The organism is Chitinophaga sp. (genome assembly GCF_039596135.1).
Lineage (GTDB): Bacteria > Bacteroidota > Bacteroidia > Chitinophagales > Chitinophagaceae > Chitinophaga.
Map to the genome: position 1 here is coordinate 154,174 of NZ_JBCNKH010000006.1, position 25,198 is coordinate 179,371.

22 protein-coding genes are annotated in these 25,198 nt (G+C 45.2%); 8 read left to right on the forward strand and 14 right to left on the reverse strand.

Annotation, left to right across the window (positions count from 1 at the left end; genetic code table 11):
• Positions 1-5: 5 nt before the first annotated feature.
• The 14 genes from ABDW16_RS06825 to mraZ all read right to left on the reverse strand — a co-directional run bounded on the left by ABDW16_RS06825 (position 6) and on the right by mraZ (position 17,265).
• Positions 6-437 (reverse strand): helix-turn-helix transcriptional regulator, encoded by a 432-nt coding sequence (locus tag ABDW16_RS06825; RefSeq protein WP_343668620.1) that lies wholly within the window; start codon positions 435-437, stop codon positions 6-8.
• Between the two features lie 656 nt (positions 438-1,093).
• Positions 1,094-2,791: a cell division protein FtsZ gene (gene ftsZ, locus ABDW16_RS06830; protein ID WP_343668622.1), complete on the reverse strand. Its 1,698-nt coding sequence runs from the start codon at positions 2,789-2,791 to the stop codon at positions 1,094-1,096.
• Between the two features lie 172 nt (positions 2,792-2,963).
• Positions 2,964-4,367, reverse strand: a complete 1,404-nt coding sequence (ftsA, locus tag ABDW16_RS06835) for a cell division protein FtsA (protein ID WP_343668624.1) — start codon at positions 4,365-4,367, stop codon at positions 2,964-2,966.
• 28 nt (positions 4,368-4,395) lie between these two features.
• Entirely contained in the window at positions 4,396-5,418 is a 1,023-nt protein-coding gene (locus ABDW16_RS06840; RefSeq protein WP_343668626.1) for a hypothetical protein, read from the reverse strand.
• Between the two features lie 21 nt (positions 5,419-5,439).
• Complete coding sequence (gene murC / locus ABDW16_RS06845; RefSeq protein WP_343668627.1) at positions 5,440-6,807, reverse strand: UDP-N-acetylmuramate--L-alanine ligase; 1,368 nt, start codon at positions 6,805-6,807, stop codon at positions 5,440-5,442.
• A 14-nt stretch (positions 6,808-6,821) separates the two neighbouring features.
• A complete protein-coding gene (gene murG, locus ABDW16_RS06850; RefSeq protein ID WP_343668628.1) occupies positions 6,822-7,916 on the reverse strand; it encodes an undecaprenyldiphospho-muramoylpentapeptide beta-N-acetylglucosaminyltransferase in 1,095 nt (364 codons plus the stop codon).
• Between the two features lie 14 nt (positions 7,917-7,930).
• Positions 7,931-9,133 carry an FtsW/RodA/SpoVE family cell cycle protein gene (locus tag ABDW16_RS06855; RefSeq protein ID WP_343668630.1) on the reverse strand — a complete coding sequence of 401 codons (1,203 nt, stop codon included), beginning with the start codon at positions 9,131-9,133 and terminating at the stop codon, positions 7,931-7,933.
• Positions 9,134-9,168: 35 nt separating this feature from the next.
• The gene (gene murD / locus ABDW16_RS06860) at positions 9,169-10,509 is read right to left on the reverse strand and encodes a UDP-N-acetylmuramoyl-L-alanine--D-glutamate ligase (protein ID WP_343668631.1); all 1,341 of its coding nucleotides are present in this window, start codon (positions 10,507-10,509) and stop codon (positions 9,169-9,171) included.
• 5 nt (positions 10,510-10,514) lie between these two features.
• A complete protein-coding gene (gene mraY / locus ABDW16_RS06865) occupies positions 10,515-11,708 on the reverse strand; it encodes a phospho-N-acetylmuramoyl-pentapeptide-transferase (RefSeq protein WP_343668632.1) in 1,194 nt (397 codons plus the stop codon).
• A gap of 107 nt (positions 11,709-11,815) precedes the next feature.
• Positions 11,816-13,282, reverse strand: coding sequence for a UDP-N-acetylmuramoyl-L-alanyl-D-glutamate--2,6-diaminopimelate ligase (locus ABDW16_RS06870; protein ID WP_343668633.1), 1,467 nt, complete (start codon positions 13,280-13,282; stop codon positions 11,816-11,818).
• Positions 13,282-15,387 carry a penicillin-binding protein gene (locus ABDW16_RS06875; protein WP_343668634.1) on the reverse strand — a complete coding sequence of 702 codons (2,106 nt, stop codon included), beginning with the start codon at positions 15,385-15,387 and terminating at the stop codon, positions 13,282-13,284. The genes ABDW16_RS06870 and ABDW16_RS06875 overlap by 1 nt, the downstream gene beginning before the upstream one ends.
• A gap of 15 nt (positions 15,388-15,402) precedes the next feature.
• A complete protein-coding gene (locus tag ABDW16_RS06880; protein ID WP_343668636.1) occupies positions 15,403-15,753 on the reverse strand; it encodes an FtsL-like putative cell division protein in 351 nt (116 codons plus the stop codon).
• A gap of 127 nt (positions 15,754-15,880) precedes the next feature.
• On the reverse strand, positions 15,881-16,789 hold the full coding sequence (rsmH, locus tag ABDW16_RS06885) for a 16S rRNA (cytosine(1402)-N(4))-methyltransferase RsmH (protein ID WP_343668637.1): 909 nt from the start codon (positions 16,787-16,789) through the stop codon (positions 15,881-15,883).
• Positions 16,790-16,797: 8 nt separating this feature from the next.
• Positions 16,798-17,265: a division/cell wall cluster transcriptional repressor MraZ gene (gene mraZ, locus ABDW16_RS06890; protein ID WP_343668639.1), complete on the reverse strand. Its 468-nt coding sequence runs from the start codon at positions 17,263-17,265 to the stop codon at positions 16,798-16,800.
• A 467-nt stretch (positions 17,266-17,732) separates the two neighbouring features.
• Here mraZ and bamD point away from each other — a divergent pair, with 467 nt between their 5' ends.
• The 8 genes from bamD to ABDW16_RS06930 all read left to right on the forward strand — a co-directional run bounded on the left by bamD (position 17,733) and on the right by ABDW16_RS06930 (position 25,086).
• Positions 17,733-18,635: an outer membrane protein assembly factor BamD gene (gene bamD, locus ABDW16_RS06895; protein ID WP_343668640.1), complete on the forward strand. Its 903-nt coding sequence runs from the start codon at positions 17,733-17,735 to the stop codon at positions 18,633-18,635.
• A 15-nt stretch (positions 18,636-18,650) separates the two neighbouring features.
• A complete protein-coding gene (locus ABDW16_RS06900; RefSeq protein ID WP_072359134.1) occupies positions 18,651-18,992 on the forward strand; it encodes a DNA-directed RNA polymerase subunit omega in 342 nt (113 codons plus the stop codon).
• 81 nt (positions 18,993-19,073) lie between these two features.
• Positions 19,074-20,276: a bifunctional phosphopantothenoylcysteine decarboxylase/phosphopantothenate--cysteine ligase CoaBC gene (gene coaBC, locus ABDW16_RS06905; RefSeq protein ID WP_343668645.1), complete on the forward strand. Its 1,203-nt coding sequence runs from the start codon at positions 19,074-19,076 to the stop codon at positions 20,274-20,276.
• Positions 20,277-20,300: 24 nt separating this feature from the next.
• The gene (locus ABDW16_RS06910; protein ID WP_343668646.1) at positions 20,301-21,230 is read left to right on the forward strand and encodes a DUF4835 family protein; all 930 of its coding nucleotides are present in this window, start codon (positions 20,301-20,303) and stop codon (positions 21,228-21,230) included.
• Positions 21,231-21,257: 27 nt separating this feature from the next.
• Positions 21,258-21,911, forward strand: a complete 654-nt coding sequence (locus ABDW16_RS06915; protein ID WP_343668647.1) for a DUF4296 domain-containing protein — start codon at positions 21,258-21,260, stop codon at positions 21,909-21,911.
• A 39-nt stretch (positions 21,912-21,950) separates the two neighbouring features.
• Positions 21,951-22,643 carry a CoA transferase subunit A gene (locus ABDW16_RS06920; protein WP_343668648.1) on the forward strand — a complete coding sequence of 231 codons (693 nt, stop codon included), beginning with the start codon at positions 21,951-21,953 and terminating at the stop codon, positions 22,641-22,643.
• Positions 22,644-22,653: 10 nt separating this feature from the next.
• Positions 22,654-23,310, forward strand: coding sequence for a 3-oxoacid CoA-transferase subunit B (locus tag ABDW16_RS06925; protein ID WP_343668649.1), 657 nt, complete (start codon positions 22,654-22,656; stop codon positions 23,308-23,310).
• A gap of 390 nt (positions 23,311-23,700) precedes the next feature.
• A complete protein-coding gene (locus ABDW16_RS06930) occupies positions 23,701-25,086 on the forward strand; it encodes a DUF5723 family protein (protein ID WP_343668650.1) in 1,386 nt (461 codons plus the stop codon).
• The last annotated feature ends 112 nt before the right edge of the window (positions 25,087-25,198 follow it).

Genomic DNA, 25,198 nt, shown 5'->3' on the forward strand with positions numbered 1-25,198 from the left:
TAGGATTAAACAATTGGATTACTATTTATTTCCTCAACTCCGTTCTCTGCCATATTTGCTTTTTTGGATAGCTCTAACGGGAGCATACCTGTATATTTTTTAAAGTCTCTCGAAAAGTTGGAACAGATAGAATAACCGAGAGTTTCTGCTACTTTGCAAATCGAAAGAGCGCTGTTTCCCGCAAGCAACGACTTAGCCCGCTCCATTCTTAATTGAATAATATATTGATGTATAGAGATATTGAAGCGCAGACGAAATGTTTTGCTGATCATGCTTTTACTCATGTAGTGCTTCTGCGCGATTTGTCCCAGCGTTAACTGATAGTCGTTGTTGAGATTTAATGTGTCAATAGACTTTTTGACGTCTTCTATCTTTCTCCATGCATGTACAGATACTTTCAGAGAAAAGGGACTGTTGTTCCTGGTTAAGTTTTCCATAGTAATAAAAGGTGGGATTTTGAAGCAAAACAATTGCCATTTACTCTTGCTAATCAGAGTATTACCGTGCCTTTTCGCGTTGTCGGAATGAATGTCAACTTTTTTTTGATAGCAACAATACAGGGAAAAATAACTGTAATAACCTGTGGCTTTTATTGATCGCTACAGTGTTAAAACAATCCAATAAGATTTGACTTGATCCCTCAAGTCAACAAATTTTTTGCATTCTTAAAAGAAGAAAAGAATAAGCACTGAATTCAGTTAGGATTTGGTTGGTAGTACATTTCATCTATTCACGAACAATCTTTCACGGTCATAGGTAAGAGAAGGAGAATGCTGTTACGAACGTATTGATATCAAAATAAACCTGTTAGTTTACTCTTCAAAAAAAGTTGAAAAATTATTTCAGGATGAGTTCGATGTAAACTGGGTTGTATCCATTTTGAGGGGGGATTTTGAGGTTCAGAAAATTGTGTGATTAACGAAAGTAAGTTCGGTAATCTTTCGAAGAAAATAGTTAAGGTGATGTTAATTAGATCAGATTATTATTTTAAGGATCATTTTGATTGACAGGAGATTAGAATAAAAAAGTCCCCCGGAGAACCAGAGGACTTTCTTTAACACAACTAAAAAAACAATCAAACGTTCGAATGTAATCAATCGGGTTTTTTCCCATCTAAAAAAGTATTGATCGTATTGATTTCTGCCTGATTATTCTGACTATCAGAAATTGTATAGTTAGAATAGAAATTCTCAGCAGAACCAGCGCCATTGTCGAGATTGATATTTCGACGAATGTATGCAGGAACGTTTTCAATTTCTGAATTATTATCGATGCCTTTCACGTTAAAGCTGAGGCTACGCAGTTTTGCTACGCGCTCTGCCTGTTTACGCTTTTGCTCTTCTAATTGCTCTTCAAATGCATGCAGCTGCTGCATATCATTTGTCATTTCAGTGCTTGGCTCTTCTTCACGGAATACGATCTTCATCTCTGGCGTTTCGGCAGGCGGTGGAGTCGTAGTCGGCTCAATAAAAATGTGTCTGGCAGGGTATCCACCAGCCGCCTGATTATTGGGCTGTATTACGTTTACGTTGGTGAAGCCTGGTGTAGGAGCAGTTGTTCCTACAGGTTCAATGTTCAGGGCAAAGCTACTCCTGTTGGTTTCTGCCGGAGGCTCTGGTGTTACAAACGTTGTAGCCGGCTGCGTTACCACAGGCTCTACCAACCGTGGCGCCATATGGTCGGTTGGTTCGATGAACAGTGAGTTATTGTTGGAGCTAACAGGGGTGTTCATCTTTTTTTCATCACCTTCACGACCCAGTTCCATTACGATTCTAGGTTGATTATGAGATGGATCCTGTGGGGCCGTTTTTACCTGCTGAATCGGTTTTTGTTCAAAACCTGTAGCGATAACAGTTACACCCAGTTTACGATCCAGGTCCTGGTCGTAGCCAACACCGAGAATCACATCGCAATCCTCACCTGCCTGGCTTTGTACGTAAGCCTGGATAGTATCCATTTCATCGAGTGTGTGTTCAAATTCACCTTCTGCAGAAGAGATGTTCAGCAGAATCCATTTAGCACCACGGATGTCGTTATCATTCAGCAGCGGTGAAGTGAGTGCTTCTTCGATTGCTTTCTGCGCGCGGTTTTCACCTTCTGCAGTAGCAGCACCGAGGATGGCTACACCACCATTGCGCATTACGGTACAAACGTCCGCAAAGTCCACGTTGATCTGACCAGTGCTGTTGATCACATCTGTGATACATTTAGCAGCGGTAGCCAGTACGTTATCTGCTTTTTCAAAAGCAGCCTTGAACTTCAGGTCGCCGAACTTCTGGCGCAGTTTATCGTTAGAAATTATCAGCAGTGTGTCTACGTATTCTTTCAGACGGTTTACACCTTCATCAGCCTGTTGCATCCTTTTCTTTCCTTCGTAAGAAAAGGGAGTGGTCACAATGCCCACTGTAAGAATACCCAGTTCTTTACAGATCTTGGCGATGATAGGTGCTCCACCTGTACCGGTACCACCACCCATACCCGCCGTGATGAATGCCATTTTGGTATTCACCTCCAGGATCTTTTTGATTTCTTCAAAGGATTCTTCGGTCGCCTGTTCACCAATGCGGGGGTTGGCACCAGCACCCAGACCCTGAGTCAGGTGAGGACCTAACTGAATTTTATTGGGTACAGGACTATTGGAGATAGCCTGTGCATCTGTATTACAGATGATAAAATTCACGCCCTCAATACGCTGGTTGAACATGTGGTTCACCGCGTTGCTTCCGCCACCACCAATGCCTATCACTTTGATGATGGAAGACTTTTCTTTGGGAAGATCAAAATGTATCATGACTCTATCTCTTTTATGGGTTAGTAAGTATAATTAATAATGCCCACAAATTCTTCTATAGTTAGTAATTATTGGTAGTGGTAGAACCCACTACCATTTAGCCGAATATTAATTATTTGATTTAAAATCGTTTATGGCTGCAACAATTACGCCATTCTCCGAAAATATCCTGTTAAAGTTTTGCATCCTCTTCTTCTGTGAACATGTCGATGATCTTCGTTTTCATTCTGTCGAGGAATGTTTTCAGCGAAGCATTTCTTTCTCTCGCTTTTCTTGCCTGAATTTCTTCGATTGACGGGGCATCATCTTCCCAGCCACTATCCGCTTCTGTAGCGGCTTTTGAGGCCTGCTCCTTTGCGATGTAGCTGGTGTTGATTTTTACGTAATTATCTTCCAGCGCCCTGCGGTCATTCTCGTAATCGTTGTAACCTTTAAGAATAAGACCTATACAGGTTGCATACATTGGTTTGGTCAGTTCTTCGATATGACCGGAGGCCAGGTGCTCGTTCGGATAACCGATTCGTGCGCTTACACCGGTGGTATATTCTGTGAGCTGGATCAGATGTTTCAGCTGGGAGCCACCACCTGTGAGGATGATACCACCATTGAGCATCTTATTGTCCATACCAATCTGCTTGAGATGATAAATGACGAAGTCCATAATTTCACTCATACGTGCCTGTATGATATGAGCCAGGTTCTTCACTGAAATCTCTTTAGGACTCTGTCCGCGCAGTCCGGGAATGGTGATGTAAGCATTGCTTTTTGCTTCGTCAGCCAGTGCGTAACCGAATTGCACCTTCATTTGTTCCGCCTGTGTTTTCAGTACACCGAGACCGTTTTTGATATCGTTGGTGATATTCTCACCACCGTAAGGAATTACGGCTGTGTGCTTCAGGATACCTTCGTAGAACACAGCCAGGTCTGTAGTACCACCGCCGATATCTACGATGGCTACGCCTGCTTCGAAGTCCATATCACACATTACGGCAGCGGCAGAAGCCAGGGGCTGAAGCACCAGGTCATGGATTTTCAGTCCGGATTTCTCCACACTACGGTTGATATTGCGAATCGCATTCTTATCACCTGTAATGATATGAAAGTTCGCTCCCACCTTCACACCGCTCATCCCGATCGGGTAAGTGATGTTCTGGAGGCTATCAACAATATATTGTTGTGGGATCACGTCAATGATCTGGTCACTGGCGGGGATCACCGTTTTATACTGGTCATTTATCAGTTGATCAATATCTTTCTGGGATATTTCCGCTTCGGTATCGTTACGCACGATATCGCCACGGGTCTGCAGGCTCTTGATATGATGACCTGCAATGCCAACATACACTTCATTGATCTCCAGGTTTGGATTAGATGCATAGCAGTTCTCCAGGGCCTGACGTATCGCCTTGATCGTCTGATCAATATTCAACACCATTCCGTGCTGAACACCAAAAGACGGGGCTTTACCGAAACCCAGGATTTCCAGTTTCCCGAATTCGTTCTTTCGACCTGCAATGGCAGCAATCTTTGTAGTTCCAATATCAAGACCTACAATGATAGGAGCTTCCTGATTCATGGCGTTTCTATAGTTTTTTGTTGTGTTACTAATTTCTACCGGGCCTATACACTGCCTTTGGTTCCTTTTTTCCAGACGACTTGTCCTTTTGATTTCTTGGTTTTGAAGCCGTCGGTCTGGCTGGTACCACCCTGACTGAAGCCTCTAGTTTTGCTGCTTCCGGTTGCACTGAATCATTTCCGTGAACCATTATCCTCGCCAGTGTATCGCCGGCGCTGGCTATTTTTGCGCTGTCTTCAGCAGCCAGCTTTTTCGATAATTCCTCCCCGCTTCTCCGTGTGCATACTACTTCGTTTTCGAATGCAACATTGATTTTTGCGTAATTGTTCCATCCCACTTTACTCAATCCCTCTTTATAGAACGCCAGCAGTTTGTTAAATTTTTTTGTTACATCGGTACCGTCTCCAAACAGTATCACATGATCGCCCAGTGTCGGTATGATTTCAAACTCACGCTGGGGGGTGATGACCACTTGTTCTACCTGTGCAGTCCAGAAAGGGTCGCTCTGTATGAAGCTGCCTATTTCCATGATTCCTGCTGTCAATGCGCTGTCTGCCTTTTGCACTTTTGCAGCGTCTGACGGATAATCTGTAAACACCGGCACTCTTGCTGTATATCGGGCCGATACCGGTATTCTGTCTCCATCCCTGTCGAGGTAGTAAGAATTGCCTGTTAAGGTAAAAATCCTTGCTACGGGCTCTCGCTGAGCGACTTTGACGGTGAGTCTTCGTTGGTTGTCCACAAAGATGTTCGCAGTTTTTACCCAGGGATCACGGGCTACAATCTTCTCCAATGCTGCGATGTTGATCTCTTTTATGGGCTTGCCTACAGGATTTAAATTCTTGTCGCCAGCCACCAACACTTTTATATCTTTCTCTTCTATAAAATAGTTGTTCTCGTCACCTACCAGTTTTACAACGATCCCCTTGCATTTACCTTCTTCTTTGTCCTGCACTGCCGCAACAAGCAGGATTACGAATCCAGTCAATACCGCTGTCCAGAGCAGTACACTACCTATTCGCTTTAATGCCCGGCGGGTCTTGGTTTGCATTTGGGTTTAAGTTTTTGTTGTCTACTCCTTCACTTTTTCTCCGTTCAAAATTTCCCTGATTGGATCTCTGAATTGGTCAATGTCTCCGGCACCAGCCGTGATGAGCAACGGTGCGCTATTCGCTTTTACCCAGGTCAATACTTCTTCTTTCGGTATGACCTGCACTGGTACTGTAATCTTTTCCGCCAGAATCTCACTGTGCACGCCTTCGATGGGTAACTCTCTGGCCGGATAGATGGGTAACAGCAGCACTTCATCTGCCAGGGACAGGCTCTCAGCAAATCCTTTGGCCAGGTCACGTGTACGGGTATACAGGTGTGGCTGGAAGATGACTGTACAGCGCTTGTCGGGGAATAAGCTGCGGGCACTGCTAATGAGGGCGCGCAATTCTTCCGGATGATGTGCGTAGTCGTCGATATAAACCTGGTAATCGTTCTTCACCAGGTATTCAAAGCGACGTTTGATGCCTTTGAAATCAGCTATTGCTGCTTTGATTTTTGCGGCATCTATGCCTAACAGGTGCGCCACTGTGATGGCTGCCACTGTATTTTCAATATTGTGTGTGCCACCTATAGGCAGTCGTACATCGTGAATGTGCCAGTCCTGCTCTACTACATCAAACAGGTAACCACCGTCAACTGTTCTGATATTGGTCGCAAAAATATTTGCTTTTGAATCTTTTAGATGATACCAACGTTTATTATCACCTTTTAGTTCTGTTGCACGGGGTAATCCCAGCTTTGCGATCAGCGTACCATTTGGTTTGATGTTCGCAGTATACTGTACGAAGGCATCACGCATGTCTGCTTCTGTACCGTAGATATCCAGGTGATCTGCATCCATGGCAGTGAGTACTGCGATATCCGGGTGCAGTTTCAGAAATGAACGGTCATACTCGTCTGCTTCGATCACAGCTACCTGTTTGTCGCTGCTCCAGAAGTTGCGGTCGTAGTTGGCACTGATACCACCAAGGAAGGCGTTGCAACCATAACCACTATGACGCAGTATGTGAGCGGTAAGGGTAGAGATGGTTGTTTTGCCATGTGTACCACCTACGGTGATGGCGAACAACTCTTTTGTGATCTCCTGCAATACGTCGCTTCGTTTTACTACTTCGTATTCGTTTTTGCGGTACCAGATCAATTCTGCGTGCGTACCTGGAATAGCGGGTGTATATACAACCAGCTGTGTATTTTTATCCAGCAGGTCTACATCATCCGAGTAATGAATCTGCATACCTTCTTCAGCCAGCTGACGGGTCAGCGGTGTTTCGGTGCGGTCGTAGCCACTCACATGCACGCCTTTTTCATTAAAAAAGCGGGCGATGGCGCTCATGCCTATGCCTCCGATTCCAATGAAGTAAACACGTTGTATGTTGTTCAGATCCATTTTTCTTATCTCTTTTATTTGACCAGTGCTAACACTTGTTTAGCAATGACCATATCAGCATTTGAATTTCCCAGTTTACCAATATTCTCTTCCAGCTGTTGCAGTAACGCATTGTTTTGTAACAAACTGAATAATGTGTTTCCCAGTTGTGCGGCTGCGTCATCATTTTTAATGAGGAGCGCTGCTTTTTTATCTACCAGGCTTTTTGCATTGAATGTCTGGTGATCTTCGGCCGCAAACGGGTAGGGCACGAAGATGACAGGTTTCTTCACCACACAGAGTTCGGCGATGGCCAGTGCACCTGCACGTGATACCACTACATCCGCAGCCTTGTAAGCGAAGTCCATTACGTTGATAAACTCATACACCTTAACATGGGAGGTGTATGGTGCTGCAGCGGCTTTCGCTGTTTCAAAGTAAGGCTTACCTGTTTGCCAGATCAGCTGAATATCTTTTTCTACAAAAGTGGCGAGTATTGGCGCCAATGCCTCGTTGATTGCTTTTGCTCCCAGGCTTCCACCTACAGCAAATACTGTTTGTTTGCCTGTGTGGAGACCAAAGTGTGCGAGTGCATCTTCTTTTGATACCGCAGATTGTGTAATGTTTCCTCTTACAGGATTGCCCGTCATTACAATTTTATCAGCCGGGAAGAATTTCTCCATTCCTTCGTAGGCCACACAGATCTTGTCGGCTTTCTTTCCCAGCACCATATTGGCTTTCCCTGCAAAGGAATTTTGTTCCTGTATGAGGGTAGGGATACCTTTCTTCTGTGCTTTGCGCATAACGGGGAAGCTGGCGTAACCACCCACACCCACTACGGCATCCGGTTTGAAAGTGTCAATGATCTTGCGGGCCTGTGACAGGCTTTTCAGAATCTTGAAAGGGAGCAACAGATTCTTGAGCATATTGCTGCGATTGAATCCTGCTATTTCCAATCCTTCGATGCGGTAGCCAGCCTGCGGCACTTTCTCCATCTCCATCTTTCCTTTGGCACCAACAAAGAGAATGTCTGTTTCTGGTTCTATTTTTTTCAACGCATTGGCAATAGCGATCGCCGGGAAGATATGTCCTCCGGTACCACCACCTGCTATGATAATTCTGCGTTGCATGTTCATTTTAGTTTTTAAAATTCTTCGATTTCGGCTTGCTGCGCTACTACCTTCGCAATCCTTTCCTGTTCTATTCTTTTACCTTCCAGTTCTTCCACATTTCTTGACACACTCAGTATGATTCCTATGGCCAGACTGGTAAAGATCACGGAAGATCCGCCCATACTCACCAGTGGCAGCGTCACCCCTGTTACGGGAAAGAGTCCTACATTCACTGCCATATTTGTCAGTGCCTGTATGACTAATGTGATGCTGAGACCAACTGCCAGAAAAGCGCCGAATGCATAGGGACATTTTCTAAACAAGCTGATACTTCTTAATAATAGCAACATATAGGCCATCAATATCAAAAAGGCGCCAAAGATACCATACTCCTCAATAATTGTAGCATATATGTAGTCGCTATAAGCATGTGGGAGGAAGTTGCGCTGGGTACTGTTTCCAGGACCTTTGCCGAGTACACCGCCACCTGCAATAGCAATGTTTGCCTGTTGTACCTGGTAGGGCATATCCGATTTTGAATCATCACCAGAGATGAAATGCTCTATTCGGTTTATCCATACCTGAGTACGTCCTTTCTTTCCTGTAAGAGCGGCAATTGCGAACATCAGTACGATCAACACTACACCTACACCTACCATGGCAGCCAGATACCTGATGGGTACCCGGCCTATAAAACAAAGGATCATACAGCTGGCGCCCAGCAGCAATGCAGTAGACATGTTTGCAGGCATAATCAGTACACAGATGATACCCACCGGAATAATGATAGGCAGAAAGCCTCTCTTAAAATCGGTGATGTTACCTTGTCTTTTGGACAACTGCCTGCTTACGTACATAAATATGGCCAGCTTAGCTACGTCAGAAGTCTGAAAGGTCAGATTAATAACGGGCAGTCTAATCCAGCGGCTTGCATCATTAATATGGCTACCAAATGCCAGCGTATAGATTAATAAAGGGATAGAGATCAGGAAACCTATCTGTGCCACACGGGAGTAAATAGTATAATTCACCCTGTGTGCAAAGTAGATGATCAGCAACCCCATTACCAGTACACTTAATTGTTTGAAGAGGTAGTACTCCGTATGACCGCCCTGCAGGCGATAGGCAAGCGACCCTGTGGCGCTATAAACCGCCAGCAGACTCACTAGTGAGAGGAAGATCACGATCGTCCAAATCACTTTGTCACCCTTTGTCCTATGAAGTATACCGTCCATTTAACTCTTTTAGTCTCCGGAATATCCCGGGTATTTTATAGTTCCCTCACGGCTTCTTTGAATTGCTTACCCCTGTCCTCGTAGTTCTTGAACAGATCGAAGCTTGCACAAGCCGGAGAAAGCAATACTACATCACCTTTTTCTGCATGTTGAAAAGCTGCATCCACAGCTTCTTTCATACTGCGTGTATCAACCATTACCGGGGTATCTTTTGATAGTGCATCCTGAATTGGCGCATTGTCTATACCCAGGCAGATAATTGCTTTTACTTTTTCTTTTACGAGATCCCTGATAGCACTATAATCATTTCCTTTATCCACACCACCCATAATCAGTACTACCGGGGTTTCCATGCTTTCCAGTGCAAACCACAGCGAGTTTACATTGGTCGCTTTACTATCATTGATGAAATCCACTCCACGCACAGTGGCAACGTACTCCATACGGTGCTCCAGACTCTTAAAAGAAGTCAGGCTCTCCCGAATTTTTTCTTTCCTTATCTCCATGGTCCTACCAGCAATACCCGCTGCCATGGAATTGTACAAGTTGTGCTTGCCCTTAAGCGCGAGATCATACATTGATACGATTACTGGTTCATCATTAACCTGGATGTTTACCTGATCGTTTACCATAAATCCTCCTTGCTTTAACGGTTCCATGATAGTAAAGGGTATTGATGTTGAATAAATAGTTTGCTTCTTCAAATAATTGTTAATCTCCTGATCGTCTTTGCAATACACAAAGAAATCTTCCGGTCCCTGATTCATCGTTATGCGGAATTTTGACGCCACATAGTTCTCCATTTTATAGCCATATCTATCCAGGTGATCTGGTGTGATATTCAGCAGGATGGCCACGTTGGGTTTGAACTCCACGATATCGTCCAGTTGAAAACTACTCACTTCGACGATGTAATAATCAGCGGGTGCGGTTGCTACTACACGGGCATAACTCAGACCAATGTTACCTACCATGGCGGCATTGAGACCAGCTGTCTCAAAGATGTGGAAGGTGAGCGCTGTGGTAGTGCTCTTTCCATTGCTGCCGGTAATGGCGATAATTTTGGCATCCTTGCTAAACCTGTAAGCCAGCTCGATTTCAGAGATCACTGGTACTCCTTTCGCACGGATCTTTTTCATCAGTTCCGTTTTTTCAGGAATGCCAGGGCTTTTAACAATTTCATCGGCACCTAAAATCACATCCCAGGAATGCTGTCCTTCCTCAAAAGGAATATGGTTGACAGCCAGTTCCTGTTTATAAATATCCTTGATGGTTCCACCATCTGACACGAATACATCATACCCCTGTTGCTTGCCTAACAGGGCTGCACCAATTCCGCTTTCACCGGCTCCGAGTATGATGAGTTTCTTTGTCATTTTGCTTATCTGATTTTTAATGTTGCAATACTAAATACTGCACACATGATTGTAATGATCCAGAACCTTACAGCTATTTTACTTTCGTGGTAACCCAGCTTCTGGTAATGGTGGTGGAGGGGAGACATTAAAAATATGCGCTTGCCTTCACCATATTTTTTCTTGGTATACTTAAAGTAAGAGACCTGCAATACTACGCTCAGGTTTTCTACCAGGAATACACCACAGAAAATCGGTATCAATAATTCTTTTCTTACAATGATGGCCAGGGAGGCAATGATACCACCCAAAGCCAGACTACCTGTATCGCCCATGAACACCTGAGCCGGGTAAGCATTGTACCAGAGGAAGCCTACGCAGGCGCCTACAAAGGCGGCAATGAATATAGACAGTTCACCCAGGTTGGGGATGTACATAATATTCAGGTATTCGGCAAACTGGATGTTACCGGATACATAGGCAAATATGCCAAGGCAAACACCTATGACCGCAGAGACACCCGTGGCCAATCCATCTAATCCATCTGTGAGATTTGCACCATTGGACACTGCTGTAATGATGATGATCACGATGAGGATGTAGAGGATGTAAGTATATTTTTCTGCACCAGGGATCCAGGAGATCAGTTTGGCGTAGTTGAATTCATGGTTCTTTACAAATGGGATAGAGGTGATTGGTGTTTTCACATCTGCAAAGCGATGTCCTTCTTTGGTCACTCTTTCCTGCTTGCCAATTACTCTTTCGTAAGGGGCGAGTTTCTTCGCACCCAGGATCTCGCGGGAGATCACAACATTTTCGTTGAAGTACAAAGTGCTACCGATGATGATACCTAAACCAACCTGGCCCAGGATCTTGAACTTACCGGCAAGACCTTCTTTGTTCTTTCTGAATACCTTGATATAGTCGTCCAGGAAACCGATCAGCCCCAACCAAACGGTGCAGAGCAGCATGAGCCAGATGTAAACGGTTTTTACCTGTGCGAACAGCAGGGTAGGGATTACGATGGCAGCCAGGATGATGAGACCACCCATGGTAGGGGTACCTTTCTTACTGTTTTCACCTGCCAGGCCGAGGTCACGGATGGTTTCCCCGATCTGTTTTTTCTGGAGGAATCTGACGATACGTTTACCTAACAAGAGAGAGATTACCAGGGATAACAGTAACGCCATCGTCACACGGAACGTGATGAATTGAAACATCCCGCTACCGCTGAAATTTAACGTTTTCAAATAATTGAATAAGTAATAGAGCATACTGTTAGTTAGTAGTTGTTAGTTAGTTTGTTGTCGTTAGTTGTTTGTTAGTTTTATTTCTCCATCATCCTCATTGTCTCTTCCAGCACCTGTTTATCATCGAAAGGATGCTTCACGCCTTGTATTTCCTGGTATTTCTCATGGCCTTTACCTGCTATGAGAATGATATCTTCAGGATTTGCGAGGCTGATTGCTGTTTTGATAGCTTCTTTACGGTCGGTGATAGACAGTACTTTCTTTTTAAGATGTACGGGTACACCGGCTTCCATCTGCCTGATAATTTCGTTCGGATCTTCAGAACGGGGATTATCGGAGGTAAGGATTACCCTGTCACTGCGTTCTACTGCTACTTCGGCCATGACCGGGCGTTTTGCAGTATCCCGATCGCCGCCGCAGCCTACTACGGTGATGACCTGTTCGTTGCCTTTGCGCAGGTTTTTGATAGTGGCCAGCACATTGAGCAATGCATCGGGGGTATGTGCATAATCCACGATACCTATAATGCGCTGATGGGGAGAAACGATGTAATCGAAACGTCCTTCAGCACCTGACAGGTTACTGAGTGCCTGTAATACGAGGGCTTTGTCCTGACCGAGCAGGGTAGCGGCCCCGTATACGGCCAGCAGATTGTATGCGTTGAACTCACCGATGAGGCGGAAGTGTACTTCTGTCTCATTGATCATCATGATCAGGCCAGTGAGGTTATTCTCAAGGATCTTTCCTTTAAAGTCTGCAACGGTGCGCAGGCTGTAAGTTTGTTTTTTTGCTTTGGTGTTTTGCAGCATCACGTTACCTCTTTTGTCGTCGAGGTTAGTGAGGGCAAAGGCCGTAGCTGGCAGACCATCGAACCAGGATTTTTTCACCCTGATGTATTCGTCGAAGGTCTTGTGATAGTCCAGGTGATCGTGGGTGATGTTGCTGAAGATGCCTCCGGCAAATTTCAGCCCTGCTATTCTTTGCTGGTGAATAGCATGAGAGCTTACTTCCATGAACACGTAGTCACAGCCATCATTGACCATATCCGCCAGGAGTGCATTCAGGTGAATGGGATCCGGGGTGGTATGGGTAGCAGGAACAATCTTGTCACCGATCTGATTCTGTACGGTGGAGAGCAGTCCGCAATGGTAGCCGAGAGCGCTGAACAGTTTGAACAGGAGGGTAGCGATGGTGGTTTTACCATTGGTACCGGTCACGCCTACGAGTTGTACCTTGTGAGAAGGGTTGTCATAGAAGTTGCCTGCTATCATACCTGCTGCCGTTGTGCTGCTGCTTACCTGCACGTAGACTACGTTTTCGGCAGTCTGTGCGGGGAGTTCTTCACAGATCACGGCAATAGCGCCATTTTGTACAGCTTTGTCAATGAACAGGTGACCATCTGCATGTACACCCCTGATTGCAATGAAGGCATCTCCAGGCTTAATGGCCCTGGAGTCGATGTTCAGTGCATTCACGGCAGTATCGGTTGAGCCCTTTACAGCCACGATGTTTACATTATATAATATGTCACGCAGTGTTTTCATTAACTCAGTTCTATGACTATCGTTTGATTTTTTTCTAATTGTGTTCCACCTGGAATGGATTGGCTGGTTACTTTACCAGCACCTCTTACCACCACACGCAATCCCGCATTCTCGAGCAGGTATAATGCATCCTTCAATCCCATTCCTGTTACATTGGGTACGCTGCCTTTTACCTGCGCTACCTGTGCAAAGTTTACTTTCTTGTCCGTCACTTTTGCACTTACCCAGTTGTTGTTATTCACATCTCCTTCCACGGGCAGGTCCAGTGTAGTCGTGATTTCTTTCCAATCACGGGCTTTACTGTTTTTGAATGCCAGCAATGTATCCAGCATCAGGTTAGCCCGCATGGGTTGTTGTTTTTCGACAGCGATAGCATACAGTTTGTCTGCTACTTCGCGAAAAACGGGTCCTGCTACAGAGGCGCCGTAGAACTTAGCTGCATGTGGTTTGTTTTTGATGACCACAACGCAGGTGAACTGCGGGTCTTTGGCAGGAAAATATCCTGCGAAAGAGGACTGGTATATTTTATCGGCATAACCCCGGTTAGCATTTGCTACCAGGGCGGTACCGGTTTTACCGGCAAAGCTGTAATATGGTGACCACAATGACCTGGCCGTTCCATTCATCACGACTCCTTCCAACATTGCTTTTACCTGGGTGAGTGTACTGGAAGAGCAGATGCTGTCCATTACAACTTCAGGTTCGAAAGTCTTCACTGGTTTACCATATTCATTAATGGAGTTCACCAGGTAAGGCTTCATCATTTTGCCGTTGTTAGCTACAGCATTGTAGAGCATGCAGGTTTGCAACGGGCTTATTAACACTTCGTAACCGAATGCCATCCATGGAAGGCTGGTTGCGCTCCATGTTCTGCTGGCGGTGGTTTTGATAATTGGTTGGTCTTCACCTACGAGGTCTATACCAGTTGGCTTGTCGAGCTTGAGTTTTCTCAGGTGCCAGACGAAGTCGTTTGGTTTTTTACTATAGAACTGGTAGGCCAGTTTTGCCATTCCCACATTTGAGCTCAGTTCGAACGCGTGTTTGATGGTAACGTTCGTTTGGCCTGGGTGTGGTTCGGAGTCAAATACGGTTCTGCGTCCTATCTGCCACTTACCTTCCTGCAGGTTTACCATGTTGTTCATGGTGGCGTATTTGTCGTCGAGTACGGAGATGACGGTAGCCAGTTTGAACGTAGAGCCTGGCTCTGTTGTTCTCAGGGCGTAGTTCATATCCTCAAAATAGCTGCCATCTGGTTGTCTGCCCAGGTTGGCGATTGCTTTGATTTTGCCGGTTTTCACTTCCATCAGTATGCAGGTACCGTTTTCAGCTTCGTTGGCGACCATCATGTTCATGAGGGCGGTTTCAACGATATCCTGCATGTTTACGTCGATGGTGGTGATGATGTCGTGACCATTTTCAGGTTCAATATCATATCCTTCGACGGGGACGAAAGTACCACCAGCAATGCGACGCATCAGTCTTTTACCTGTGGTACCGCTTAAATAGCTATCGTAGGTCCTTTCGAGACCTACGTTCTGTGCATTTTGCCTGCTCAAACCGATGGTTCTGTTAGCCAGCAGTTTGAAGGGGTTAATGCGTTTGTTTTTTGTTTCCGCGATCAGTCCGCCTTTATTTTTCCCGAGTCTGAACATGGGGAATTGCCGGAGGAGCTGATATTGGGTGAACGTGATATTTCTTTTCAGGAGAAAGTATCTGTCTTTGTTTTTATAGCCTTCGCGGAGGATATTTTTATACTCCAGCGGGGTGTGGTCCTGAAAAGTCTTTGAAAGACAAAGGGACAATGAGTCAACATTGTCCTTGAAGATCTTTCCATTTTTATCGGTGAGCCCATCTGCTGCGAAATCGACTCTTACGTCGAAGTAGGGGATCGATGTTGATAGCATCCTGCCTTCTTCGGAGTAGATGGTACCCCGGTCTGCGTCGAGGGTTACGTAGCGGGTGTGCAGGCTGTCAGCCATGCTTCGCCAGTAATTGCCTTCAACGTTCTGGAGAAAGAACACCTTTATTAATATAGCCACACCAAACAGTACCATGCCGATAAAGCACAGATACACTCTCCACAATATGTCTTTCTTTACTTCCACAGTCTGATATGATTATTACTGTTTCTTCAGTACGATTTTTTGGGGTGGGGAACTAAGAGGCTTAAGGCCCCAGGGTTCCACTGATTTGCTGACTTCACTCATTTTGCTACGAAACATCAATTCACTTTTCACATTGAGGTATTCCCATTTCAGTTCTTTGATCTCACGTCCCAGTTTGTTGATCTGGCGGATTTTTTTTTCAGCCAGGTGACTATTGGCGATATAGATCAGTGCGAGTGCGGAGAGAAACAGAATAAAGGGCATATTTTGCGTGATGGCTGCGTAATTGATACGCAGGCGCCATTCTTTTTTCTGTTCCGGTTCATCCGGTAATTCTGCAACTGGTATATGTTCTTCCTGTTCCAAACAGCTCGGTTTTATTAGTCAACGTGAATGATATGGTATAACATCCTTCGCACATGATCAACGTAATTTGGGGGATTGACGCTTTTTTTTAGTTGTACCCTTTTAAATGTTCGTCAGTCCGGACCTGTTATAATTTTTCGGCTACCCTTAGTTTTGCGCTACGGGACCGGGAATTACGTTTTAGTTCTTCGGGGCCAGCGGTGACTGGTTTTTTTGTAACTAACCGGTACAATTTGGGGGGTGTGGTAAAAGAAAATGGATCGTCCTGCACCTCAAATTGTCCTGTTTTCATAAAGTTCTTCACCAGTCTGTCTTCCAGTGAATGGAAAGTTATGATAGCCAGTTTACCGCCCGGTTTTAATACTTCAGTTGCTTGTGTGAGCAAATCTTTCAGGGCGCCCAGTTCGTCGTTGACGGCAATCCTGAGTGCCTGGAATACCTGTGCGAGGTACTTCTGCGGATTGCCTTTTACGATTGGCTGAATAACGGATTTGAACTCGTTAATGGTCCTCATTGGGCGGGCTTTTCGCTCTGTGACTATAGTTTTAGCCAGTGTGCGTGCGTTGGTTACTTCTCCGTAGTTCTGGAACAGGAGGTGTAATTCCTGTTCTGAGTAGGATTGTAGCAGCGCTGCTGCTGTGAGGGTTGTTCTTTTGTCCATGCGCATATCCAGATCTCCGTCGAACCGGATACTAAATCCTCTTTCTGCTGTATCAAACTGCCATGATGAAACGCCCAGATCTGCGAGGAGGCCGTCAACCGGGGGAACTTTGTACAGTTTGAGGAACCTGTGCAGGTGTCTGAAGTTTTGCTGTACGAAGGTGACCCTGGGGTCATCTATCCGGTTATTATAGGCATCTTCGTCCTGATCAAACACGATGAGCCGTCCGTTTTCGTTCAGTTGTTCCAGGATGGCCCTGGAATGACCGCCGCCGCCAAAAGTGGCATCTACATAAGTCCCTTCGGGATTGATTTGCAGATGAGTAACCACTTCTTCCAGCAGAACGGGCAGGTGATATTGTGACGCTTCTCCCATAATAGCTGTTAAATCGAAATATTGTTATCTCCACCTCCCATGACCTGCATTGCAAGGTCACTGAAGGCTCCTGGTGAGAAATTTTCAAAGAACTCCTGGTATTTTGTTTTATCCCAGATTTCAATCTTGTTGGTGGCCGCAGAAAGCACGATCTCTTTGTCGAGCGATGCGTAGGCCATCAGGTTTTTTGGCACTAACAATCTGCCTGCACTGTCCAGTTCACAAATGGTGGCTCCGTTCAGAAAGTACCGGCGGAATTCCCTAACTTTTGGATCGAAGTCGTTTAACTTGCTGATCTTCTCAAAAATTGGTTGCCATTCGTTCATGGGATACAAGGACAGACATTTTTCAAATCCCCGGTTGATGACAAACTGCTCCCCGGCGCCTTCTGCCAGCTGCTTTTTAAAACCAGCGGGGAGTAGAAAGCGTCCTTTTGCGTCAAGCGTTGCTTCATATTCTCCCAGAAAACCTGTCATACTTGGGGGCGAAAGTCCTTGAATTCCATTTTCTAACACAAAATAACACTTTTTCCCACTCTCTAACGAAAAAATGAATTATAAATTTTTTCCACAGTATTTTTTTGCCTATAATAATGGGGTTTTGAATGGTTTATTGATGAGCTTGTGTTTATTCTGTGGGAATGTATGTTGATAATATGTGGAAAGTGTGTGAATATGTGTTAGTAAGTAAGTTAATTCGCTGATTATTAATGTTCATTAATATTGTTGACATTTTCTTGTTTAGTCGAACAAGCGTCGAAGAAGCATCGAACTAGCGTCGAAGACGCGTCGAACAACACTCGAACAGCACTCGAACAGACCTTATACAAGCCCAAAAATCCTTTTTGTGGGAAAATGTGTTTTGGCAAAATTTTAACAGCTGTATTTGCTACCCTATCTTACATTTACATTTAATTCTTAACTTTGCCCTCTTTATGCGGAAAATGCAGAAATTTTCTTTTTTTATCAGTCTTTTAGTAATTGTTATCGCGTCGTCCTGTAACACAGAACTACGTAAGATCGAAAAAAGCAAGGATTACGAAGCCAAACTGGCTTATGCGAACAAAATGTATGAGAAGAAGAAGTACATGACCGCACAATCCCTGTATGAATCCCTGTTCCAGGTTTACAAGGGAACGGAGAAATATGAGCCGATTTACTATAACTATTGCTATTGCTCTTATAAACTAAAGGATTACGTTCAGGCAGGGTTTTACTTTAAAAACTACCTTGATAACTTCCCTAACAGTCCAAGAGCGGTCGAGATGGATTATATGCAGGCCTACTGCTATTACAAGCAATCTCCTAAAATCCCGTTGGACCAGGCGAATACCATCAAGGCCATTTCTGCCATGCAGACCTTTATCAACAACTACCCCACCTCCGATAAGGTGGCAGAGGGTAACCTGGTAATCGAACTGTGCCGTCAGAAACTGGAAAAGAAGGAATACAATAACGCAGAATTGTATTACAACCTGGGTTATTACAAAGCTGCCGCTATCAGCTTCAAAAGCCTGATGCGCAACTATCCGGACTCCGACAAGAGCGATGGATATAAGTATATGGCTATCAAAGCTTATTACAAGTATGCCGAACACAGCATCTGGGATAAGCAGAAAGAGCGCTACGAAGATGTGGTATCTGAGTACATGGACTTCGCAGACCATTATTCTTCCAGCCGCCTGAAGCCAGATGCCGAAAAATGGTATACCTTAGCAAAAAACAATATCAAGGATATAGATAATCTGAGCGCACCGGTTAGTAAGAAACAAGAGCGGAAGAAGGCGAAAGCAGCCAAAAATGCGAAGGAAACAAACAATACCCTTAACAATATTAATAATCAATAATTAATTCTCTGGAGAATGAGCAAAATAAAAAGAGGTCTTACCAGCAGTCTTAATCCAATGGTAGAAACCAAAAATACTACCGAGATCAAAGGCAAAACTGGCAACCTGTATGAATCCATTGCAGTAATTGCTAAACGCGCCAACCAGATCAACATATCTGTGAAGGAAGAACTGCACTCTAAACTGGAAGAATTTGCCAGTCATACAGATAACCTGGAAGAAGTGCACGAGAATAAAGAACAGATCGAAATCTCCCGTTTCTATGAGCGGATGGCAAACCCTGCTATCCAGGCTACCATGGAATTCCTGGAAGATAAGATCTACTTCAGAAGAAATGATGATGACCTGTACAGCTAATCGCGTGTACTGAAAAAATATCTACCTTCATGGCGGCAGAAATTTATTTCTGTCGCCTTTTTTATAATTGGTATACGCTACATGTTGCAAGGAAAGAAAATACTACTGGGTGTGTCCGCAAGCATAGCGGCTTACAAAGCTGCTACCATCGTCCGGTTGCTGGTAAAGGAAGGAGCTATTGTCAAGGTGGTGATGACACCATCTGCCTGTGAGTTCATCACCCCGCTCACGCTGGCGACCTTATCGAAAAATGAGGTGCCCGTGTCCATCAGTGATAATTCTAGCTGGAACAATCATGTCATGCTGGGTCGCTGGGCCGACGTAATGCTCATTGCCCCCGCCTCGGCCAATACCCTGGCTAAAATGGCCATGGGGCTCTGTGACAACCTCCTGTTGGCTACCTACCTCTCAGCCACCTGTCCCGTACTTTTTGCTCCTGCCATGGACGAAGATATGTGGCACCATCCTGCCACCCGTGCAAATGTGGAAAAACTGCTTTCCTATGGTCACCAGCAACTGCCGGTAGAGAAAGGAGAGCTGGCCAGCGGCCTCTTTGGCGAAGGAAGAATGGCAGAACCGGAACATATTATCGCCTTCCTGCAACAATATTTTAGCACCAACCAACCCCTGAAAGGAAAAAAAGCGCTGGTAACTGCCGGGCCTACACAAGAACCATTGGACCCTGTTCGTTATATCAGTAACCATTCCAGTGGTAAAATGGGTATTGCCATTGCTGATGCACTGGCAGCTGCGGGAGCAGATGTGACTTTAGTACTGGGACCTACCCACCTGTCAGCAAAACATCCGGGTGTGCATACACTCCGGGTAGTGACGGCTGCAGATATGTATAATGGCAGTGCAGCCCATTTTGCCAATAGTAACATCGTTGTGATGGCCGCTGCTGTTGCAGACTATCGCCCTAAGCAGGTAGCAGACATTAAGATCAAGAAAGGCGCCGGTGATGAACTGACCCTGGAACTGGAAAAGACCACCGACATCCTGCGCACCCTGGGTGCTCAGCGACCTGCCGGACAAGTACTTGTAGGCTTCTCGCTGGAAACCAACAACGAAAAGGAATATGCACTGAAAAAACTACATGAGAAAAACCTGGACCTGGTCGTGATGAATTCCCTCAATGATGCAGGCGCCGGTTTCAACCATGACACTAATAAAGTAACGCTGTTTGACAGGCAGGGCATTGCAACGGAATTACCGCTCAAGTCCAAGCAGGCAGTAGCGGAAGATATTGTGAAGGCCATTACTACCATGATCGGACAGCAATGATAGTCTCTATAATCGTATGATAACATGCAATATACTCCACAGTTGAAAGTCCTCACCTGCTTTGTGTTATTTCTGCTCTTTAGTTCCGGCCTCATGGCCCAGGAGCTGAGAGTAAATGTAACGGTTAACGCCAACCAGATCACTGGTACTGACAAGAAAGTATTTACTACCCTGCAGAAAAGCCTGATGGAATTCCTGAATGGCCGCCGCTGGGGAGACGATGTCTATACCCCGGCAGAACGTATTGAATGCAACTTCCTGCTGAATGTAACCGGCGATATGGGGAGCAATACTTACAAGGCGACCCTGACGGTGCAGGCTACCCGCCCTGTGTACAATGCAGGCTATGTGAGCAGTTTGCTGAATATGCAGGACAACAACATTGTGTTTCGCTATGTAGAGTTTCAGCCATTGGAGTTCAGTGACAATAGGGTATCTGGCAATGATCCGGTTGCCTCTAACCTTACTGCAATCCTGGCTTATTATAGTTATATCATACTGGGCCTGGATGCTGACAGTTTCAGTCCCCGGGGTGGAGACGACTTCTTCAAGAAAGCCCTGAACATTGTAAACAATGCTCCTGACGGCAAGGATGTATCCGGCTGGAAACCATTTGAGGGCAACCGCAACCGCTATTGGCTGCAGGATAACCTGCTGAATGTGAAGTTTGCCCGTTTCCACGACGTAATGTACCAATATCACCGCCAGGGACTGGATGTGATGTATGATGATATGAACAAAGGCAGGGCTGCGGTGCTGAACTGTTTGAATATGATGTACGCCATCTACCAGGATATACCTAACTCTATGCTGATGGCAGTATTCTTTACTTCTAAATCTGATGAGCTGCAAAAGATCTTTTCCAAGGCGCCGCCACAGGAAAAATCCCGTGCGGTACAGTTATTGTCCCAAATGGACGTAACGAATGCTGTGAAATATCAGCAGATGAAATAGCTTTGCGCTAATAACGGAATAGTATTTATGCAATATAGAATCATATTTGTTTGCTTTCTTTTGGTATTAATGGCATGCGGACAGGCTGGTAAAGTGCCGGAAGGTGTATTGCAAAAGGAAGAAATGAGGGATGTGCTGCTGGACATGACTATGGCAGATGCATTGAGCACTAATAATGAAGACCCACGTACGCCAATGCCTGATTCTGTGCGCAGGTACCGGGTAAAGCTATATTATAAACAGATACTGGACATGCACCACCTGACCCAGGCGCAGTTTCAGAAGAGCTATGATTGGTACGAAAGCCGCCCTGACAGGCTGAAAGAAGTGTATGATATGATGATGGAGGCAGCAACTGCCAACAGGGAAGACCTGGACAAGGAAGCGCGTGTTAAGGCGTACCTGGAAAATCCATTTGACGATTTACCGTTTGGTCAAAATGTTCTAACTTCAAAGAAGAACGGTTTGCCTACTCCTTTTATCAAGCAATTGAATTTGCCTACAGTGCATAAAGTGGTGCCACCGCCTCCTAAACCGGCACCTCCCAGGCCAAAGCCAACCGGACCTGTGCCAATGGGAACCGGTGGAATGCCGTCAAAACCACTGCCAGGAGCGGTTAAGCCATTACCAAAGGAAGGTTTACCAGGACACCATAAACCTGATTTCGCGCCGAAACAGTAACATTGTTCCGGCCCCCAAAAATTTTCAAAACACCAAAACATGAACAAAGTTGTAGCAAATGCTGATGAAGCACTGCATGACATCCACGATGGAACTACGCTGATGCTGGGCGGTTTCGGGCTATGCGGCATTCCCGAAAACTGCATTGCCGCACTGGTACGCAAAGGTATCACACAACTCACCTGTATCTCCAATAATGCAGGTGTAGACGACTTCGGACTTGGCCTGCTCTTAAAAACAAGACAGATTAAAAAAATGATGGCCTCTTATGTAGGCGAAAATGCGGAGTTTGAACGGCAGCTATTGTCCGGAGAGCTGGAAGTAGACCTGATACCACAGGGTACACTCGCAACCCGTATTCAGATGGCAGGAATGGGCATTCCTGCTTTTTTTACGCCTGCTGGTTACGGTACCGAAGTAGCGATAGGTAAGGAATCCCGCGAATTCAACGGCAAGCAATACCTGATGGAAATGGCGCTGCATGCCGATTTCGCAATGGTGAAAGCATGGAAAGGAGATACTATGGGCAACCTGGTATTCAGAAAAACGACAAGAAATTTCAGCACCTCTATGGCAAAAGCTGGCAACATTACAATTGCGGAAGTAGAACACCTGGTACAACCGGGAGAACTGGACCCTGACCAGATTCATGTACCGGGTATCTATGTACACCGCATCTTCCAGGGTACGGGTTACGAAAAGCGCATCGAACGCAAAACTGTTAAGATTTAAACTGTAATGTATGTCTTTAGATAAATATAGCATCGCTAAAAGAATAGCGCAGGAACTGCGCGATGGCATGTATGTCAATCTCGGTATCGGCATTCCCACACTGGTGGCTAACTTCATTCCTGATGGCATTTCTATCATGTTGCAGTCAGAAAATGGATTATTAGGCATGGGACCTTATCCTGAGGAAGCAGATATTGATGCAGATCTGATCAATGCAGGGAAAGAAACAGTCACCGTGTTGCCGGGTGGTTGCTTCTTTGACAGTGCAGAGAGCTTTGGTATGATCAGGGCAGGCAAGGTAGATCTGACAGTACTGGGTGCGATGGAAGTATCTGATACAGGTGATATTGCCAACTGGAAAATACCCGGCAAGATGGTGAAAGGAATGGGCGGGGCGATGGATCTTGTTGCCGCTGCGAGAAATATTATTGTTGCCATGATGCATACTAATCCCAAAGGAGAAAGCAAGTTGTTACCACAGTGTACATTGCCATTAACCGGCGTATCCTGTGTGAAAAAAATTGTCACAGAACTGGCTGTGTTGGATGTGACACCGGGAGGATTCAGGTTGCTGGAACGGGCCCCGGGAGTGAGTGTTGATGAGATCAAAGCTAAGACAGCAGGACGTTTGATCGTGAGTGGCGACATACCGGAAATGAAATTATAAAGAGGGGGCTTGTAGTACAAGCCCTTTCGCTTTTAGATAATCATTCTCTTTTAAATTTGCAATACCCACAACTTGCTATTGTATTATAATTTAAAAACAGCATCTTTGCTACGTCAACTTCTGATAGGGGCAGCGTCCAACTTCAGAGCAAACTAAAGAAGAGCATTTCGACGGGAGCTTATTGCCGAAATAAAGTTTCGGGTAAACCAAAATAATAAATTGGATAGGATTGTCAGTGAATAAAACTTCACGCTAATATTTATTGCGCCAACGAGATTTCAGTATGCTGATAAGCAGGATCAGGAACTATATATACTTATTAAATAAGTTTAATATATTGTGCCCTGAAATAGTTCTTTGAACCTACCTGTTTTATCTAACTGTACTACTATGACTAAAATTGTGTCAATTTTGACAGTGTGTCTGGGCATGCTCACGAGTGCCTACGCACAGCAAGACCTTGCGGGCTACCGTACAGGCAATTACACCGGGGTGAATGGTGTATTTTCAAACCCCGCTAATATCGCTAATAGTCGTTATCGTTGGGACGTAAATTTATTGGGGGTTAATGCCAGCGTTGGCAATAATCAGGCGCAATTTAAACTGGGGGACCTCGGAAAAACCTTTGACGGGGACAAACTGACAGATCAATTGTTCGGAGCGAACGCCGGCAAAACAAGTGGTATTGTAAACGTGGCTATCCACCTGCCTTCTGTCATGATCAGCGTGGGGCCTAAGATGGCTTTTGCATTTACCAGCAGGGCAAGAGTATTGGGCAATGTAACGGATATGGATGGACAACTGGTGCATCAGATCCGTGAACTGGATCAAAATTCCAATTTGCCTTACACCATCAACAGTAATGGGAATATGGGTGTGAATGTAAGTGGCTGGATGGAGTATGGATTGTCTTTTGCCCGCGAAGCATTTGTAACAGGGCCACATTATTTCAAAGCAGGGGGTACGATTAAATACCTGTCAGGCATTGGCAATATGAATGTGCACCTGAATAATTTCAAAGGAACGATTGACGAAGATATTATTCAGCAGGATGGTTACCTCACCAATACTTCTGCCAGAGTGGGCCTGGCTGCATCAGGTGTGAATGTCTCAGATTTTGATGTGGACCAGCTGACCAAAACTTCAGGTCATGGCGTAGGCCTGGACCTGGGTGTGATATACGAATACAGACCAGCGGAAAGCAAAGGTTATTTATTTAAAGTGGGGGTATCTGTACTCGACATCGGCCGACTCAAATTTGAGAAAGACCTGGCAAGGAGTGCTGGTTATAACCTGAATATTCCGGCTGCTGACAGGTTTTACCTGAGCCAGTTGAACGGTGTTTCCATCGATGATTATAAGACTACGCTGGACCAGTATCCACAGTATTTTGTACCGGATGGTTCGAACAGTGAAACGACTTATAAAGTAAGTCTGCCAACAACTATGCAGATCAATGTAGACTACCATTTGCAGGATCATTTTTACCTGAATGCGAATGTACAGCTGGCGATGGCGAAGAATACCACGAGGCCATTCAACGGACAGTACTACAGCGGGTTTACATTGACACCACGTTATGAAGGAAGGAAATTTGGCTTTTATCTTCCTCTTAGCTATAATGGGTTAACAAAATTCAATGCAGGAACAAGTTTCCGGGCAGGACCATTGTATGTGGGATCCGGCAGTGTACTGACAGCTTTGCTGGGCAATTCCAAACAGGCAGATGTATTTGTAGGGTTCCGTTTCGGGCAATTATATAAGAAATCTAAATAGACGGGTGTTCATTCCGGGATCAGATCCGGGAAGTACCCCTGTCCTATGTATAAAGCGGTTATTCTGGCATAGGCTGGGATGACCGCTACCCATTTTAGGAGGGATATTGTCC

Excerpts from the sequence above, each read along its gene's own strand:
- ABDW16_RS06840 (WP_343668626.1), bottom strand. The coding sequence starts at position 5,418 with ATGCAAACCAAGACCCGCCGGGCATTAAAGCGAATAGGTAGTGTACTG.
- bamD (WP_343668640.1), top strand. The coding sequence starts at position 17,733 with ATGCAGAAATTTTCTTTTTTTATCAGTCTTTTAGTAATTGTTATCGCG.
- mraY (WP_343668632.1), bottom strand. The coding sequence starts at position 11,708 with ATGTTTCAATTCATCACGTTCCGTGTGACGATGGCGTTACTGTTATCC.
- ABDW16_RS06925 (WP_343668649.1), top strand. The coding sequence starts at position 22,654 with ATGTCTTTAGATAAATATAGCATCGCTAAAAGAATAGCGCAGGAACTG.
- ABDW16_RS06900 (WP_072359134.1), top strand. The coding sequence starts at position 18,651 with ATGAGCAAAATAAAAAGAGGTCTTACCAGCAGTCTTAATCCAATGGTA.
- murD (WP_343668631.1), bottom strand. The coding sequence starts at position 10,509 with ATGACAAAGAAACTCATCATACTCGGAGCCGGTGAAAGCGGAATTGGT.
- coaBC (WP_343668645.1), top strand. The coding sequence starts at position 19,074 with ATGTTGCAAGGAAAGAAAATACTACTGGGTGTGTCCGCAAGCATAGCG.
- ABDW16_RS06930 (WP_343668650.1), top strand. The coding sequence starts at position 23,701 with ATGACTAAAATTGTGTCAATTTTGACAGTGTGTCTGGGCATGCTCACG.
- ABDW16_RS06920 (WP_343668648.1), top strand. The coding sequence starts at position 21,951 with ATGAACAAAGTTGTAGCAAATGCTGATGAAGCACTGCATGACATCCAC.
- ABDW16_RS06870 (WP_343668633.1), bottom strand. The coding sequence starts at position 13,282 with ATGAAAACACTGCGTGACATATTATATAATGTAAACATCGTGGCTGTA.
- murC (WP_343668627.1), bottom strand. The coding sequence starts at position 6,807 with ATGGATCTGAACAACATACAACGTGTTTACTTCATTGGAATCGGAGGC.
- mraZ (WP_343668639.1), bottom strand. The coding sequence starts at position 17,265 with ATGACAGGTTTTCTGGGAGAATATGAAGCAACGCTTGACGCAAAAGGA.
- ABDW16_RS06915 (WP_343668647.1), top strand. The coding sequence starts at position 21,258 with ATGCAATATAGAATCATATTTGTTTGCTTTCTTTTGGTATTAATGGCA.
- ftsA (WP_343668624.1), bottom strand. The coding sequence starts at position 4,367 with ATGAATCAGGAAGCTCCTATCATTGTAGGTCTTGATATTGGAACTACA.
- ABDW16_RS06910 (WP_343668646.1), top strand. The coding sequence starts at position 20,301 with ATGCAATATACTCCACAGTTGAAAGTCCTCACCTGCTTTGTGTTATTT.
- ftsZ (WP_343668622.1), bottom strand. The coding sequence starts at position 2,791 with ATGATACATTTTGATCTTCCCAAAGAAAAGTCTTCCATCATCAAAGTG.
- murG (WP_343668628.1), bottom strand. The coding sequence starts at position 7,916 with ATGCAACGCAGAATTATCATAGCAGGTGGTGGTACCGGAGGACATATC.
- ABDW16_RS06825 (WP_343668620.1), bottom strand. The coding sequence starts at position 437 with ATGGAAAACTTAACCAGGAACAACAGTCCCTTTTCTCTGAAAGTATCT.
- rsmH (WP_343668637.1), bottom strand. The coding sequence starts at position 16,789 with ATGGGAGAAGCGTCACAATATCACCTGCCCGTTCTGCTGGAAGAAGTG.
- ABDW16_RS06855 (WP_343668630.1), bottom strand. The coding sequence starts at position 9,133 with ATGGACGGTATACTTCATAGGACAAAGGGTGACAAAGTGATTTGGACG.